We start from the raw sequence: 15,747 nt of genomic DNA on the forward strand, positions 1-15,747 counted from the left end.
CGGTGCCGCGCGCGGTGACTGGAGGGACGCCCGTCATGACCGGCAACTCGTCTTACTCGGACTTCGCCCGCGATCAGTGGTACGTCGCCGCGTGGTCCAAGGAGGTGGGCCGGGAGCTGCTCGGCCGCACGATCCTCGGCGAACCGATCGCCTTCTACCGCACCGAGGCCGGGGAGCCGGTCGCGCTCGCGGACCGCTGTGTGCACCGCCGCTATCCGCTGTCGGCGAGCGGGCTCGACGGGGACCGGGTGGTGTGCGGATACCACGGGTTCACCTACGACACGACGGGCACGTGTGTGTTCGTGCCGGGGCAGAAGCGGGTGCCGCGGACAGCACGGGTGAGTTCGTACCCGGTCGCCGAGGTCGACGGGATGGTGTGGGTGTGGGTCGGTGACCCGGAGCGGGCCGACGCGTCCGTCATCCCACGCGCCCCGCACCTGGTCGCGGACGGTTTCGTGACCGTGGAGGGCATGGAGCCGATCGACGCGGACTTCATGCTCCTGGTCGACAACCTCATGGACCTCTCCCACGAGACGTATCTGCACGGCGGTTACATCGGCACGCCCGAGGTCGCCGAGACACCCATCGCAACGGAGGTCGACGAGGAGTCCGGGATCGTGCGGGTGTCGCGACACATGAAGGACGCCGAGTGCCCGCCGTTCTACGCCCGTTCCACCGGCATCGAGGGCCGCATCGACCGGCGCCAGGACATCGAGTACCACGCGCCGTGCCTGTATCTGCTGCACAGCACGATCAGCCCGTCGGGGCAGGAGACACCCGCGTTCCGCACAGAGATCACGTATGCGATCACGCCGTCATCGCCGGGCAAGGTGTACGACTTCTGGGCGGTGTCGCGGGACTTCGCGACCGAGGACGATGAAGTGACCACGTTCCTAAGGGACTTCAACCACACCGTCGTCATGCAGGACGTGGACGCGCTCAATCTGTTGCAGCGCACCCTGGACACCGAGCCGGAGGGTTACCAGGAGCTCAGCATCAACATCGACACGGGCGGGCTGGCCGCGCGCCGCATCCTCGGGAAGCTGGCGGCGCGGTGAACAGGCCCGTCTACCGCATCGAATGGCTCCCCGGCACCGACCTCCTCGACGGCCGCTGCCACTGCGGCGCGCAGGCCATGAGTGAGGACCCGGTCAGCATGTGGGAGTGGATGCTCGCCCACCCGGACCACCCGCAGGCCCCCGATCAGAAGGACCGCACCTCGTGAGCGACCCGCTCGACCGCCCCGACACGTACGACCTCGTCGTCGCCGAACGCCGCCCGGAGGCCGACGGCGTCGTCTCGCTGCTGCTGCGCCGCCCGGACGGTGCTCCGCTGCCCGTGTGGGAGGCGGGCGCGCACATCGACCTGCTGCTCATGGAAGGGCTCGAGCGCCAGTACTCGCTGTGCGGTGGTGACGCCCGCTCCTGGCGGATCGCCGTGCTGCGCGAGCGGGACGGGCGGGGTGGCTCGGCGCATGTGCACGGCGAGCTTCAGGAAGGCGCGGCGGTACGTGCCCGCGGGCCGCGCAACCACTTCCGGCTCGAACCGGCACCCGCATACCGGTTCGTCGCGGGCGGCATCGGCATCACGCCGATCGTGCCGATGCTGTCCGCGGCGGCCGACCAGAAGGCGGAGTGGTCCCTGCATTACGGGGGCCGTTCCCGCTCGACGATGGCGTTCGCCGAGGAGTTGACCGCCCGGCACGCAGGCGGGCGGCTCGAACTCGTCGAGGGCCTGCTGGACCTCCCTGCGGTCCTCGCGGATCTGCGACCCGGTGAACTCGTCTACGCCTGCGGTCCCGAACCGCTGCTGGCCGCCGTCGAGGAGCTGGTGCCGGCCGAGGCGCTGCGCACGGAGCGGTTCAACCCGACGGAGGCCGACACCAGTGGTGACACGGCCTTCGTGGTCGACCTCGCGTCCTGCGGGCGGACGTTGAAGGTCCCGGCCGACCGGACGATCCTCGCCACGTTGCAGGAGGCCGGGATCCAGGTGCTGTACTCCTGCGCCGAGGGTACGTGCGGCACCTGCGAGACGGATGTGATCGCCGGGGAGGTCGACCACCGCGACAGTGTGCTCACGGCGGCCGAGCGGGACGCCAACGAGACGATGATGGTGTGCGTCTCGCGGGCGAAGGGCGAGCGGCTCACGCTGGATCTGTGACCGCCGCGTCCGTGACCGCCTCGGCCTCCGGTTGCGTCGCGTGTTCCGCGCGGCGCAGCAGCGTGGCCGCCACCAGGCCTCCGGTCAACACGGCAGCCGCGCCCACGAGTTGACCGGTCTCCAGAGCCGAGCTGAAGGAGCGTGTCACCGTGTGCCGTTCGGCCGCCGAGTCGGTCGCGGCGAGGGCGGCGGGCAGCGAGGCCGCGGCCACCGGTACGAGCGCGGAGAAGCGGGCGCTGAGCACGGCGCCGAGGACGGCGACGCCGATTCCGCTGCCGAACTCGGTGACCGTGCCCTGGATGCCGGCCCCGGCCCCCGCCTTCTCGCGGGGGATCGCGCCCATCACGGCGACGGCCATCGCCGGGTTGGCGAACGCGCAGCCCACACCCATGAGGACGAGCCCGACGAGCAGGCCCCCGTACCCGTCCACGACCCGCCCGGCGAGGGCGACCGCGGCGAGTCCGCAGGCGAGGAGGGTCATGCCGACGGCCACGGACCCCGGGATGCCGAGCCGCTTGCTCAACCGGGCCGACACTCCGGTGAAGTTGAGCAGCACGACGGTGAGCGCGAAGGGCGCGGTGCGCAGCCCGGCCTCCAACGGGCCGTAGCCCAGGACGAATTGGAGCTGCTGCGTGAGCAGGAAGAGCGCTCCCCCGCTGCCGAACGTGATCAGTACGGCGCCGATCACGGCCCCGGTGAACGTCGGGTTGCGGAAGAAGCTCATGTCGAGCATGGGGTCGCGTACGTGCCGTTCCCACAGCACGAACCCGGTCAGCGCGCACACCCCGAGCCCCGCGCCCGCGAGCACGTACGGGGAGGACCAGCCGTGGTCGGGTCCCGAGACGACGGCGTAGACGAGCGAGGCCATCGCGACCGTCGACAGGAGTGCGCCCAACAGGTCGGGGCGGTGGCTCTGTTCGGCCCGGCTCTCCGGCACGAGGACGCCGACGGCGCACAGGCCGAGCAGCACGACGGGCACGTTGACCATGAAGAGCGAGCCCCACCAGAAGTGGGCGAGGAGAACGCCGCCGACCAGCGGTCCCGCCGCGAAACCGAGGGCGTTGACGGCGGCCCAGACGCCGATGGCGCGGACGCGTTCGTCGTCGTCGAAGACCTGCACGGCCACCGCGAGGGTGGTGGTCAGCAGGAGGGCGCCACCCACGCCCATGCCGGCGCGCGCGGCGATCAACTGGCCGGTGTTGTGGGCGAGTGCGGCGGCGAGGGAGCCCGCGCCGAACAGTACGAGACCGCTCAGAAGCAGCTTCTTGCGGCCGTAGCGGTCGGCGGCGGCGCCCGCCGCGAGCAACAGTCCCGCCTGCACGAGCACGTACGCGTTGATGATCCACTGGACGTCGGCGGTGTCGGCGCCGAGGTCGGCGGTGAGGGTGGGGACGGCGACGTTGAGGATCGTGTTGTCGAGGATGACGACGAGTTGCGCGAGGCAGATCACGCCGAGGATGAGCCAGCGGCGCGGGTCCCTCGGCCGGGCGGGCGCGGGGGCGGTCGGCTGCTCGGCGGCGGGCGTCGCCGTCATGCGGGCTCCTTGTGGGCAGGCGGAGAACACGGGGGCCATCCCGTTGGTTAGGTAACCCTAACTCAACGGATGGCTCGCGTCCGCCCCACCCCACCAGGGCCTATAGCGTGCGATGCATGATGTGCAGCCCGACCCTGCCGTGCCGCGGGTGCTCGAACGCCGCGGGCACCGTGCCGAGGATCGTGAAGCCGAGCGAAGTCCACAGCCGGACGGCCGGGTTGGTCTCGACGACGGCGTTGAAGACCATGGCGCGGTAGCCGTCCGCCGTCGCCGTGGTGAGGACGTGTTCGGCCAGCGCCCGGCCGTGCCCGTGGCCGCCGTGGTCGGGGTCGACCATGAATCCGGCGTTGGCGATGTCCCGCGCCGGACCGCTGTAGTTCGGCTTCACGTACGCGCTCGCGACGACGTCACCCGCGTCGTTCTCCAGGACGTGGACGCGCTTGCCCGCGCCCTCGGTCCACAGGGCGCGAGCCTCGGGCTCGCTGGTGTCGGGGTCCCAGGCGTAGGTCTCGCCCGCGCGCACGATCCGCCGCCAGAACGGCCAGATCCGCTCCCAGTCCCCGTCCCGGATGTCTCTGATCTTCATGGTGCGGAGTCTGGCACGGGCCGGGCCGCCCTGCCGCCGCTGCGGGGACGCGCTGCTCCTGGGGGACAGAGGACCTTCTGCGGGGATCAGAAGGGATACGGCGCGATCTGCGGGCGGACGGTCACCCACTGCGTCTCGGTGAACGCCTCGATGTTGGCCTGCGCGCCGCCGAACCGGGAGCCGTTGCCGGAGTCGCCGACGCCGCCGAAGGGCGCGCCCGGCTCGTCCATGACGGTCTGTTCGTTGATGTGCACCTTCCCGGAGTGGATCCGGTCGGCGAGGGTCATGGCGGTGCCGACATCGCCGAGGATGCCGACGGACAGGCCGTACGGCGAGGCGTCGACGATGCGGGCCACCTCGTCGAGGTCCCGGTAGGCGCGCACGGGCGCGACGGGTCCGAAGATCTCCTCGCGCCAGGCAGGGCTGTCGTCGTCGAGGCCGGTGAGGACGGTCGCCGGGTAGTACGGGGCGTCGGGCTTGCCACCCGCGGCGATCTTCGCGCCCGCGGCGACGCTGTCGGTCACCACCTGGTCGATGTGGGCGAGTTGGCGGCCGTCGATGATCGGGCCGAGCGCGACGTCGCCGGCGGCGGGGTCACCGACGGGCAGCCGGTTCGCCTTCTCCGCGAGCAGCGCCACGTACTCGTCGACCTGCGACGCGTGGACGAGGTGGCGGCCGGTCGCCATGCAGATCTGGCCCTGGTGGAGGTACGAGCCGAACGCGCCGGCCGAGGCGGCGGCGGGGAGGTCGGCGCCGGGGAGGACGACGAGCGCGTTATTGCCGCCGAGTTCGAGGTGGACCTTCTTGAGGTTGCGGGCCGCGGCCTCACCGACCTTGCGTCCGGCGGCAGTTGACCCGGTGAAGGAGACCACGGAGACCTCGGGTGCCTCGACGGCGGCGGCGCCGACGCTCGCGTCGCCGGGCAGCAGGTGAAGCAGCCCCTCGGGCAGGCCCGCCTCCTCGAAGATGCGGACGATGGTGACACCACCGCACACCGCGGTACGCGGGTCCGGCTTGAGGAGCACGGCGTTGCCGAGGGCGAGCGCGGGCGCGACGGAGCGGATGCCGAGGATCAGCGGGAAGTTGAACGGCGCGATGACCGAGACGACGCCCGCGGGTACGCGGCGCGCGAACGACCAGCGGGGTTCGCCGCTGCTGAGCACGTCGCCGAGCGGGTGTGCGGGCAGGGCGGCGTCCTCGTAGCACTCGGCGGCGGCGAAGTCGGTCTCGACGGCGGCCTTGGCGCGGGTCGAGCCGGCCTCGCGGACGATCCAGTCCTTGATCTCCTCGGCGTGCTCGGCGAACAGGTCACCGGCCCTGCGCAGCACGGCGGCGCGCTCGGCGGGCGAGGTGCGGGCCCACTCCTGCTGGGCCTCGGCGGCCCGCTTGGCGGCGCGGGACACATCGTCGGCGGTGGCGCTGCCGATCGCACCGAGCCGCTGCCCGGTGGCGGGTTCGACGACGGCGGACGTGCCCCCGCTGCCCGCGGTCCAGCCGTCGAGGTGGATCCGCTCGTGCCATACGGGGTTTTCGAGGAGAGTCATGTTCACTCCGGTGAGGTGGGGTGGGTGTCGACCTGGATGAGGCGGGGCCCATCGGTCGCGGTCTTCTTCAACTGCTCGCGCAGATCGGCGAGTTCGGTGACGGCGGTGGCGGGCACCCCGTAGCCCGCGGCGAGCGCGGTGAAGTCGAGGCCGGGGATCTCGGTGCCCGGCACGTCCGGGGTGTCGAGCAGTGTCCCGAACCAGCGCAGCGCACCGTACGTACCGTTGCGCAGGATGACGAAGGTGACGGGCACCTGTAGTGGGCGGCGCTCCACAGCGCCGTGATCCCGTAGTTGGCGGAGCCGTCCCCGACGACCGCGACGACCGGACGCTCCGGGTCACCCATCGCCGCGCCGACGGCTGCGGGCAGCCCGAAACCGAGTCCGCCGGAGGCCGGGAAGAAGTAGGAGCCGGGGCGCCGCAGGTCCATCTGCCGCCACCAGGCACCGTTGGTGGAGGTCGACTCGACGACGTAGCGGGTGTCGGCCGGCCGGGTGTCGCGGAGCGCGGCGAAGACCTCCTCGGGGTGGAGGACGGCGCCTCCGGAAGCGGTGGCGGGTTCGGGCGGAGGCGTGAACTCCCTTGACCCGATTGTCCGTTGTGGCAGCCGTGTCATCAGCGCCGTCAGTACAGGCCCCGGATCGGCGACCAACGCCTCCCCCGTCGGCGCGCGGGCAGCGGCGCCCGCGTCGTCGGTGACCTGGATCAGCCGGGCGCCATCCGGCAGGTAGGGGCCCGGCACGTGCTGGTGGTAGCGGAAGACGGGCGCTCCGACGACGAGCACGAGGTCGTGCCCGGCCAGCGCCGACGACACGGAGCCGATCCCGGCGGGCAGCACACCACGCAGCAGCGGGTGCCTGTTGGGGAACGGGAGGCGGTGCGGGGAGGGCGCCACCCACACCGGCAGGTCAAGGTGTTCGGCGCAGGCCACGGCCAGGTCGAAGTGTCCGGCGGCGTCGATGTCACCGCCGAGGACGAGAACAGGATTGCGGGCCGCGCCCACGTCCCGTACGAGGTCGTCGAGTTGCTCCGCATCGGGGGTGAGCCCGCGCCGCACCCGCCGCGCCAGGACGTCGCCGGCGTGGGGTGGGACCTCGGCGTCCCAGTCGTCGTACGGGACGGAGACATAGCTCGGGCGGCGCTGCAGCTCGGCCTCGAAGACCGCCTGGACCAGCGAGCGCGGGACGTCGGCGGCGCAGGCCGGTTCGGCGGCGTGCCCGACGAGCGGCCGCATCAGCTGCTGGGCGTCGACGTTGGCGAGCATCGCCTCCAGGCCGATGGTGGAACGCACCTGTTGCCCCGCCGTGAGGACCAGCGGCGAGCGCGCGTACACCGCGTTGGTGAGCGCGCCCATCGCGTTGCCGGAACCGGCCGCGGCGTGCAGGTTGACCAGTGCGGGACGGCCGGTCACCTGCGCGTATCCGTCGGCCATGCCGACGACGACGCCTTCGTGCAGTCCGAGGACGTAGCGGAAGGGCTCGGGGAGTCCCGCCAGGAAGGGCAGCTCGTTCGAGCCGGGGTTCCCGAAGATCGTGGTGAGGCCCTGGCGCTCGAGGAACGCGTGGGCGATCCGGCGTGCGGTCGGCATGCGCAGACTCCTCCTTGACCGGCGGTGATGTGGTTGATCCTAGAAATAAAGTCCACCGTGCTCCAATCAATGTTGCCTCTCGCCGCGGGTGGAGCGGATCCCGCTGTTCTCCGAGGGGCCGCGCCCGCACTCCGGCGCAGCGCTGGCCGGCGGACTTCATGCGGGACACGCTGGTCGAGCGACGCAGGCGTGAGCGGCGCCCGCCGGTGAGGGCGGGCGCCGCGGAGTCGGGTGTCGCGGGTCAGGCGTTGCGTGCCGTCTCCGGTCCCGTGATGCGCCGCAGCAGCGGCAGGGTGGAGGCGATGACGGCGAGGGAGACGACGATTCCGGCGAGGGTCAGGGCGTAGTAGCCCGTCCCCGGCGCTCGTATCGAGTAGTCGAACTGCGCCTGCAGGAACAGCTGCGCGGTCAGGAAGCCCATCCCGATGGCGAGCGCCGCGACGATCAGCAGCGGCGCCGCGCTCTCCAGGAGCACCACACGGCGCAGCGTGCTCAGCGGTACTCCGCTCAGCCGCAACAGGGCGAAGGGCCGCTTGCGTTCGTTCAGCCCGCCGGCGACCGCGACCGCCAGGCTGCATCCGGCGATCGGGAAGCTGACCACGATGACGATGGTGGCCAGTTGCCGGTATTCCTCGATGCCGCCCCACCGTTGCGCGTAGTCCTCGGCGACGGTATAGGGCGGCAGTGCGTGGGGGTACGCCGTGGTGAGGAGCGTGCGGGCCCCCTCGACCGCGGCGGTGGAGCCGTCCGTTGTCACCATGATCTGGCTCACCGGCAGGGACTCGAGGCGCTGCGCGCTGATCTTCGCCACGGGCCATACGTCGGGCCAGTCCCGGTCCTGCTGCACCCCCAGGCGGGAGAAGTCCGGGGGGATCGCGGCGGCTTCGGCCCCCGCCGGGCACTCGTTGTGCTCGGGCATCCGCGCCAGTTCGCGGCAGGAGACCAGGCCCGCAAGGATGTTGGGTTGCCCCTCTTGCGAGGTCGGTTCAGTGGGATCCGAAATACCGAGCGGATTCGTGCGGATCACCATGACGCTCTCGACGCCGGACATGGACTCCAGCTCCGACCGGGTCGCGGCGGGCAGTTCTGCCGGGAGCTTCGGCTTGGAGCCGGGCCCGAACTGCCGCTCATAGTGGGCGACCACCGAGCTGCCGAGCGACGCCTTGTCCTCGGGCACGCCGCTCTCCGCGACCACCGCGGTGATGATCCCGACCGCCGTACTGGTGACACAGAGCGCGAGTACGAGCCCGCTGACCGCGCGGAACCCGGCCTTCGGGTCGTCCGCGAGGCGCCGCCCCGCGACGAGCAGGGCAGGCCGCCGGGTGAAGCGGACCAGCAGCCGCGCCCCAGCCATCGTGAGCCACGGGCCGGCGAGGACGATGCCGACCAGGATCAGCAGGATGCCGGGGACGAAGGCGAGTATCTGGCCCGAGCTGTCCTCGGGAACGCGCCCGATGACCCACCACAACTGCCCGATGCCGAGCGCCAGCGGGATCAGCCGCCAGGCGCGCGGCGGACGGGGCGTGGCCCGGCGGCTGACGCCGAGCGGCGACACCCGCACCCGGCGCAGCGCCACACGCGCCGCGACCGCCGCGGCGACCGGCACGCCAACGGCGATGCCCAGCACGTCGACCGCGCCGAGCGACAGGTCCGCGGTGAAGAACGGGGTGCCGGTCAGGTTGGCCCGCGCCATCAGGGGCCGCAGGGCGTACCAGAGGGCGAAGCCCACCGCCGTACCGGCGACGGCGGCGACCGCGGCCTCGATCGTGGAGATCAGTGACACCTGGCCCGGTGTCGCGCCGACCAGGCGCATCGCGGCGAACCGCTGCTCGCGGCGGGCGGCGGCGAGGCGGCTCGCCGTGCCGGTCAGGATCAGCACGGGGAAGATCAGCGCCACGGCGACCACGGAGAGGATGAGCGCCATGCCCTCGGCGTTGATGCCGGCGGCGACGTCGCACTGGGGACCGTTGCAACTGCTGGGCGAGTGCGTCTCGATGGTCGTGACGCGCCGGGCCCCTTCCTTCCCCGCCAGTTCACCGGGGCGGTGTCCGACCACGACGAGCAGGGAGTCGGGTCCCGGCAGCGCGGAGCTGCCGATCGTGCCCGCCCGGCGGCCGGGGTAGCGGTCCGCCAACTCACCGGCGGGCCTGGCCTTGAGCAGTTCGGCGAGCGCCGGGGAGGCGTAGTACTCGCCGGGGCCCGGAAGGCGTGGCAGGCCCGGCGGCACCGGCGCGTTCGGCCCGGTGGACGCCACGTCGACGCGGCCGATGAGCCCGCCGTCGTAGTGGTCGGCCCGCAGCAGCCACCACAGTGGGTCGGCGTCCGCGGCCCGCGCGTCCCTGCTCTGGGTGAACTCGGCGCCGGTGTTGAGCCAGGCGTTGCGGTCGTTCTGCGTCCGGGTGGCCTGGATGGCGGCGAGCGTGGAGAGCAGCAGCGCGACACCCACCGCCACCGCGCCGGCGATCACGGTCAGTCGCATCAGGGCCTCACGGCCGCCCGCGACGGTGAGACGGAGCGCGAGCCGGATCATGAAACGGCCCGTCCGACGGAGAGCGAAGTCACCCTGCCGTCGCGGACGATGACCTCGCGGTCGGCGAAGGCGGCGACGCGCGGCTCGTGGGTGACGAGGACGACCGTGGTGCCCTGCTCGCGGGCGGAGCCGACCATCAGGTCCATCATCTGTTCCCCGGTGAGCGAGTCGAGGGCTCCGGTGGGCTCGTCGGCGAAGAGCACTCGGGGCCTGGCGACCAACGCCCTTGCCAACGCGACGCGTTGGGCCTGACCGCCGGACAACTCGCCCGACCTGCGACCTTCGAGGCCGTCGAGGCCGAGCCGCGCGAACCAGCCGCGGGCCTCGTGCAGCGCGCTGGACCGACGGCCGCGCGCAAGGAGCAGCGGCAGCGCCACGTTCTCCTCGGCCGTCAGCTCCGGGACGAGTTGGCCGAATTGGAAGACGAAGCCGAAGCGGTCGCGGCGCAGCGCGCTGCGTTCGCTCTCCCGCAGGGCGTCGATGCGCCGCCCGTCGTAGTGGATCTCGCCCTCGTCGGGCACCAGGATGCCCGCGAGGCAGTGCAGCAGTGTCGACTTGCCGGAGCCGCTCGGCCCCGTCACGGCGACGATCTCGCCCTGCGCCACGGACAGCTCGGCGCCTCGTAGTGCGGGGGTGCTGCCGAACGAGATCAGCACGTCACGTGCCTCGAGCAGGCTCATGACCGCACCTCCGCCGCCAGCACGCCGAGCCGCGCCACGGTCATGTCGATCCAGCGCAGGTCGGCTTCGAGGTGGAAGAGACCGTGGTCGGCCAGCAGCCTGTCGACAAGCCCCCCGGTGCGACGCAGCTCGGTCAGCTCGCGCATCCGCTCCATGTGGGCGCCCCGCTGGGTGTCGAGGTACGCCTGGGCGTCCCGCTCCAGGAGCAGAGCCATGACGACCTTCGTGAACAGCACGGTCTGCAAGTGCTGCTCGGGCGCGACCGGCTCGGTGAGCCAGGCCTCCACCTCCGTGACCCCGCTGTCGGTGATCACGTACCGCTTGCGGTCGGGCCCCTCCCCCGGCTCGGTCTCACCGACCGCCACCTTCCCGTCCCGGGCCAGGCGGCGCAGCGTCGAGTAGACCTGGCCGTAGGGCAGTGGCTTGCCGCGCCCGAAGTAGGTGTCGTAATTCCGCTTGAGGTCATAGCCGTGGCTCGACTCACGTTCGAGGAGCCCAAGAAGCGCCAGTGGAACGGTCATACCTCGGTGTATACGCCGGGTGTATACGCACGGTCAATACGCCACGGACGTGGCCACGCCTCCACCAACTGGCGTACTGCGGCAACCAGTTGAGCCTTTCAGACCTCTCGGCCCGCCCCGATCGACGCCGCGCCGCAGCACTGCGGTCCCCGACTGTGAGGCCGGCGCGTACGGGGCGACGCAGTCCCCGCGGCGGGCTCGACACCGTTGCCGTACGTACCCGTAGTGACAGTTCTGGGCTCCTCAAGCCCACCCCGGATGTACCCACGTCACCTGATCGACGTAGGGTCCCCTTTTGTTCACCCGAAGGGTGGCATCAGTACCTCGACGACCAGGAGCTCTTCCCGTGCCCGCACCGTCCACAGCCCCGGCGCCCATCTACGACCGACTCGTCGACGAGCACGGTGATGTGCTCGCCGACGCGCGTGAGGCCGCGCACAAGGCCGAGCGCACCGCGGAGGGCGTGCTCGACTTCGGGCACGCGGAAGCCCCCCGGAACCAGCAGGCCCCCGAGGCTCCGCAGTCCCTCCAGCAGCCGCAGGCTCCGCAGTCCCCCCAGGCTTCGCCGTCCTTCCAGGACCAGCAGGCTGCCCAGTCCGCCACCCCCGACCAGGCGCAGGAGCCGCACGGCCAGCAGGGACCGCAGGCCCCCCAGGGTCACCACGCACCGCAGGCGCCGCACTTCCAGGCCTTTCAGGCCCCGCAGCCCCCCGCCCCCACGCAGGAGGGCTGACCGCGACCGCGGCCGGCCCTCCCTGTCGACACGTCCGCCGCGACCCTCCCCCACGGGCCGACGGCAACCGGTCAGGCGCCCACGTACCGCGCCAGGTGCTCACCGGTGAGAGTGGAACGGTCGGCGACGAGGTCGGCGGGGGTTCCCTCGAAGACGACCTTGCCGCCTTCGTGTCCCGCACCGGGGCCCAGGTCGATGATCCAGTCGGCGTGCGCCATCACCGCCTGGTGGTGCTCGATGACGATGACCGACTTGCCGGACTCCACGAGCCGGTCGAGCAGACCGAGCAGCTGCTCCACGTCCGCCAGGTGCAGACCCGTGGTCGGCTCGTCCAGGACGTAGACGCCCCCCTTGTCGGCCATGTGCACGGCGAGCTTGAGCCGCTGCCGCTCGCCGCCGGAGAGCGTCGTCAGCGGCTGGCCCAGGGTGAGGTAGCCGAGCCCGACGTCTTTGAGCCGCTCCAGAATCCTGTACGCGGCCGGAGTGCGCGCCTCCCCTGCCCCGAAGAACTCCACCGCTTCGGTCACCGGCATCGCGAGCACCTCGCTGATGTCCTTGCCCCCGAAGTGGTAGTCGAGCACCGAGGCCTCGAACCGCTTGCCGTCGCACTCCTCGCAGGTGGCGGCCGCGCTCGCCATGATCCCGAGATCGGTGTAGACGACTCCCGCGCCGTTGCAGGTGGGGCAGGCGCCCTCCGAGTTGGCGCTGAACAGTGCGGGCTTCACCCCGTTGGCCTTCGCGAACGCCTTGCGGATCGGCTCGAGGAGACCCGTGTACGTGGCGGGGTTGCTGCGCCGTGAGCCGCGGATCGGGGTCTGGTCGACCGCCACCACTCCGTCGTCGGCGGGGATGGAGCCGTGCACGAGCGAGCTCTTGCCCGAACCCGCGACACCGGTGACGACCGTGAGCACACCGAGCGGAATATCGACGTCGACATCCCTCAGGTTGTGCGCGTGCGCCCCGCGGATCGCGAGCTTGCCGGTGGGCTCGCGCACCGTGTCCTTGACCGCAGCCCGGTCGTCGAGGTGGCGCCCGGTGATGGTGTCACTGGCGCGCAGCTCCTCGACGGTGCCCTCGAAGCAGACGCTGCCGCCGCCCGTGCCCGCGCCGGGGCCGAGGTCCACGACGTGGTCGGCGATCGCGATGGCCTCCGGCTTGTGCTCGACGACCAGCACGGTGTTGCCCTTGTCCCGCAGCCTCAGGAGCAGACTGTTCATCCGCTGGATGTCGTGCGGGTGCAGACCGATGGTGGGTTCGTCGAAGACGTAGGTGACGTCGGTGAGCGAGGAGCCGAGGTGGCGGATCATCTTGACGCGCTGCGCCTCACCGCCGGACAGCGTGCCCGCCGCCCGGTCGAGCGAGAGATAGCCGAGGCCGATCTCCTCGAACGACTCCAGGGTGTGCCGCAGCTTGGCGAGCAGCGGGGCGACCGAGGGCTCCGTCAGGCCGCGCACCCACTCCGCGAGGTCCCGGATCTCCATCGCGCACAGGTCGGCGATGCTCTTGCGCTTGATCTTCGAGGAGCGGGCCAGTTCGCTGAGCCGGGAGCCCTCGCAGTCGGGACATGTCTGGAACGTGACCGCGCGGTCCACGAAGGCGCGGATGTGCGGCTGCATCGACTCCCGGTCCTTGGCCAGGAAGGTCTTCTGGATCTTCGGGATCAGGCCCTCATAGGTGAGGTTGACTCCATTGATCTTGACCTTGGTGGGCTCCCGGTAGAGGAAGTCGTGCCGCTCCTTCTTGGTGTACTTGCGGATCGGCTTGTCCGGGTCGAAGAAGCCCGACTCCCTGATGACGCGCACCACCCAGCCGTCCCCGGTGTAGGTGGGGATGTCGAACGGGTCCTCGTTCAGAGACTTGGAGTCGTCGAAGAGCTGGGTGAAGTCCATGTCGGAGACCGTGCCCCGGCCCTCGCAGTGGGTGCACATCCCGCCGGTGCGGCTGAAGGACACCTTCTCGACCTTGGACTTGTCGGCGCCGCGGTCGACCGTGAACCCGCCCTGCGCGGAAATCGAGGCGACGTTGAACGAGTAGGCGCCGGGTCCACCGATGTGCGGCTTGGCGAGCCGGCTGTAGAGGATGCGCAGCATGGCACTGGCATCGGTGGCGGTGCCGACCGTGGAGCGCGGGTCGGACCCCATCCGCTGCTGGTCGACGGTGATCGCCGTGGTCAGGCCGTCCAGCACGTCGACCTCGGGCCGCGCGAGCGTCGGCATGAAGCCTTGCAGAAACGCGCTGTACGTCTCGTTGATCATCCGCTGGGACTCGGCGGCGATCGTGTCGAACACCAGCGAGCTCTTGCCCGACCCCGAGACCCCGGTGAACACCGTCAGGCGCCGCTTGGGCAGTTCGATGCTGATGTCCTTCAGATTGTTCTCCCGCGCGCCGTGCACGCGGATCAGGTCGTGGCTGTCGGCGGGGTGCGACGGTGCCGACGGGGTCCCCGTCCTCGCGACCTTGCTCATCATGTCTCCATCGGGTGTCCACGGCCGCCGACGGGAATCCGCGGCGTCGCCAGTCTCGAATCGGTGTGTTCGATTGTCTCCGTCCACGCCGCCCCCGCCACCGCTATCGGTGAACACGCCGGGCGGCCTGCCGACGGGTCCGCCATCCGTCTGTGAGGCTATCGAGCACCACTGACAACCCCGTGTTGCACAACTCTCCCCTGGTCACGACCCTGCACACGACCCCGTGCACGCCTATTGACTCAAATTCAAACTCGTCGGTAGCTTCAACTACCAGCGCGCTGAACCCCCTTGCCTCAAACGGAACTTGGCCATGCCCCGGTCCGGTTTCGCGGCTTCCGAAGGCTTCGAAGGAGCATCAGATGGCCCTCCGCGCGTTCAACGGCAGACTCACCGCCCTTGCGGCCACGACCGGCGCCGTCCTCGTCACCCTCGCCGCGCCCGCACACGCGGCCCCCGAGCCCCTCTCCTACGCCGCCCTGGGCGACAGCTACAGCGCCGCCTCCGGTGTGCTCCCGCTCGACCCGAAGACCAGCCCGCTGTGCGCCCGCTCCACCGCCAACTACCCGCATGTCATCGCGAAGCGCACGGGCGCCGCGCTCAAGGACGTGACGTGCGGCGCCGCACAGACCAAGGACTTCGCCGGAGCGCAGTACCCCGGCGTGCCACCGCAACTCGACGCCCTCGGCCAGGACACCGACCTGGTGACGCTCTCCATCGGCGGCAACGACAACAGCACCTTCATCAACACGATCCTGTCCTGCGCCGCATCGGGGATCGCCTCGGGCGGCCAGGGCAACCCGTGCCAGTCCAAGTACGGCGACAAGTTCAGCAACGACATCGACACCAAGACGTACCCGGCGGTGAAGTCCGCGCTCGAGGCGATCAAGAACAAGGCACCGAACGCGCGGGTCGCGATCCTCGGCTACCCGTGGATCATGCCGCCGGCCGCCCAGAAGGGCTGCTTCGTGAAGATGCCGATCGCGTCCGGCGACGTCCCGTACGTGCGCGACATCCAGTCCCACCTCAACAGTGCGGTGCAGCGCGCGGCGAGCGAGACCGGCGTGACCTACGTGGACTTCACCCGGTCCTCCGAAGGCCACGACGCCTGTCAGCCGATGGGCACCCGCTGGGTCGAGCCGGCCCTCTTCGGCACCAACTTCGTCCCCGTGCACCCGAACGCGCTGGGCGAGTCGGCGATGGCGGACGCCACGATGGGTGCGCTCGGAATGCGCTGACGGAACGGACGCGGAGCCCGCTTCACATGAAGGCGATCTCCGGGTACCGCGGGGGGGGGGGGGGCCCGGGCGCCGCCGGCCCCCCCCCCGCGCCCCCGGGGGCGAAATCCGCCGGATAACCCCCCGTTGGCCCCCCCCCCCCCCCCCGGGGGGCCCCGCCCCCCCCCC

Annotated in this window: 12 protein-coding genes and 1 pseudogene; 5 read left to right on the top strand and 8 right to left on the bottom strand. The window is 71.2% G+C overall.

Features of this window, described 5'->3' with window-relative positions:
• Positions 1-35: 35 nt before the first annotated feature.
• Genes ABT004_RS06765 through ABT004_RS06775 form a run of 3 tightly spaced genes read left to right on the top strand, consistent with a single transcriptional unit; the run spans position 36 to position 2,160 of the window.
• Positions 36-1,058 carry an aromatic ring-hydroxylating dioxygenase subunit alpha gene (locus ABT004_RS06765; RefSeq protein WP_351331967.1) on the top strand — a complete coding sequence of 341 codons (1,023 nt, stop codon included), beginning with the start codon at positions 36-38 and terminating at the stop codon, positions 1,056-1,058.
• On the top strand, positions 1,055-1,225 hold the full coding sequence (locus tag ABT004_RS06770; protein ID WP_351331970.1) for a hypothetical protein: 171 nt from the start codon (positions 1,055-1,057) through the stop codon (positions 1,223-1,225). Before ABT004_RS06765 ends, ABT004_RS06770 begins: the two co-directional genes overlap by 4 nt.
• Positions 1,222-2,160 carry a PDR/VanB family oxidoreductase gene (locus ABT004_RS06775; protein ID WP_351331972.1) on the top strand — a complete coding sequence of 313 codons (939 nt, stop codon included), beginning with the start codon at positions 1,222-1,224 and terminating at the stop codon, positions 2,158-2,160. Before ABT004_RS06770 ends, ABT004_RS06775 begins: the two co-directional genes overlap by 4 nt.
• Here the strand turns inward: ABT004_RS06775 and ABT004_RS06780 are convergent.
• The 7 genes and pseudogenes from ABT004_RS06780 to ABT004_RS06810 form a co-directional block, all read right to left on the bottom strand.
• Entirely contained in the window at positions 2,144-3,694 is a 1,551-nt protein-coding gene (locus tag ABT004_RS06780; protein ID WP_351331974.1) for an MFS transporter, read from the bottom strand. The two genes, ABT004_RS06775 and ABT004_RS06780, sit on opposite strands and share 17 nt — an antisense overlap.
• Before the next feature lie 100 nt (positions 3,695-3,794).
• Entirely contained in the window at positions 3,795-4,280 is a 486-nt protein-coding gene (locus ABT004_RS06785) for a GNAT family N-acetyltransferase (RefSeq protein ID WP_351331977.1), read from the bottom strand.
• A gap of 86 nt (positions 4,281-4,366) precedes the next feature.
• Positions 4,367-5,824: an aldehyde dehydrogenase family protein gene (locus ABT004_RS06790; protein ID WP_351331979.1), complete on the bottom strand. Its 1,458-nt coding sequence runs from the start codon at positions 5,822-5,824 to the stop codon at positions 4,367-4,369.
• Between the two features lie 2 nt (positions 5,825-5,826).
• Positions 5,827-7,412: pseudogene (gene mdlC, locus ABT004_RS06795) on the bottom strand (benzoylformate decarboxylase).
• A gap of 241 nt (positions 7,413-7,653) precedes the next feature.
• Positions 7,654-9,942 carry an ABC transporter permease gene (locus ABT004_RS06800; protein WP_351331981.1) on the bottom strand — a complete coding sequence of 763 codons (2,289 nt, stop codon included), beginning with the start codon at positions 9,940-9,942 and terminating at the stop codon, positions 7,654-7,656.
• Positions 9,939-10,622 (bottom strand): ABC transporter ATP-binding protein, encoded by a 684-nt coding sequence (locus tag ABT004_RS06805; protein ID WP_351331984.1) that lies wholly within the window; start codon positions 10,620-10,622, stop codon positions 9,939-9,941. The genes ABT004_RS06800 and ABT004_RS06805 overlap by 4 nt, the downstream gene beginning before the upstream one ends.
• Positions 10,619-11,143: a PadR family transcriptional regulator gene (locus ABT004_RS06810; protein ID WP_351331986.1), complete on the bottom strand. Its 525-nt coding sequence runs from the start codon at positions 11,141-11,143 to the stop codon at positions 10,619-10,621. Before ABT004_RS06810 ends, ABT004_RS06805 begins: the two co-directional genes overlap by 4 nt.
• A gap of 346 nt (positions 11,144-11,489) precedes the next feature.
• Here ABT004_RS06810 and ABT004_RS06815 point away from each other — a divergent pair, with 346 nt between their 5' ends.
• Complete coding sequence (locus tag ABT004_RS06815) at positions 11,490-11,876, top strand: hypothetical protein (RefSeq protein WP_351331988.1); 387 nt, start codon at positions 11,490-11,492, stop codon at positions 11,874-11,876.
• A gap of 71 nt (positions 11,877-11,947) precedes the next feature.
• Here the strand turns inward: ABT004_RS06815 and ABT004_RS06820 are convergent, their stop codons facing one another.
• Entirely contained in the window at positions 11,948-14,341 is a 2,394-nt protein-coding gene (locus tag ABT004_RS06820) for an ATP-binding cassette domain-containing protein (RefSeq protein WP_351331991.1), read from the bottom strand.
• A 362-nt stretch (positions 14,342-14,703) separates the two neighbouring features.
• Between ABT004_RS06820 and ABT004_RS06825 the strand changes: the two genes are divergently transcribed.
• Positions 14,704-15,579: an SGNH/GDSL hydrolase family protein gene (locus tag ABT004_RS06825; RefSeq protein WP_351331993.1), complete on the top strand. Its 876-nt coding sequence runs from the start codon at positions 14,704-14,706 to the stop codon at positions 15,577-15,579.
• The last annotated feature ends 168 nt before the right edge of the window (positions 15,580-15,747 follow it).

This window comes from Streptomyces sp. NPDC002790, assembly GCF_040295505.1.
Lineage (GTDB): Bacteria > Actinomycetota > Actinomycetes > Streptomycetales > Streptomycetaceae > Streptomyces.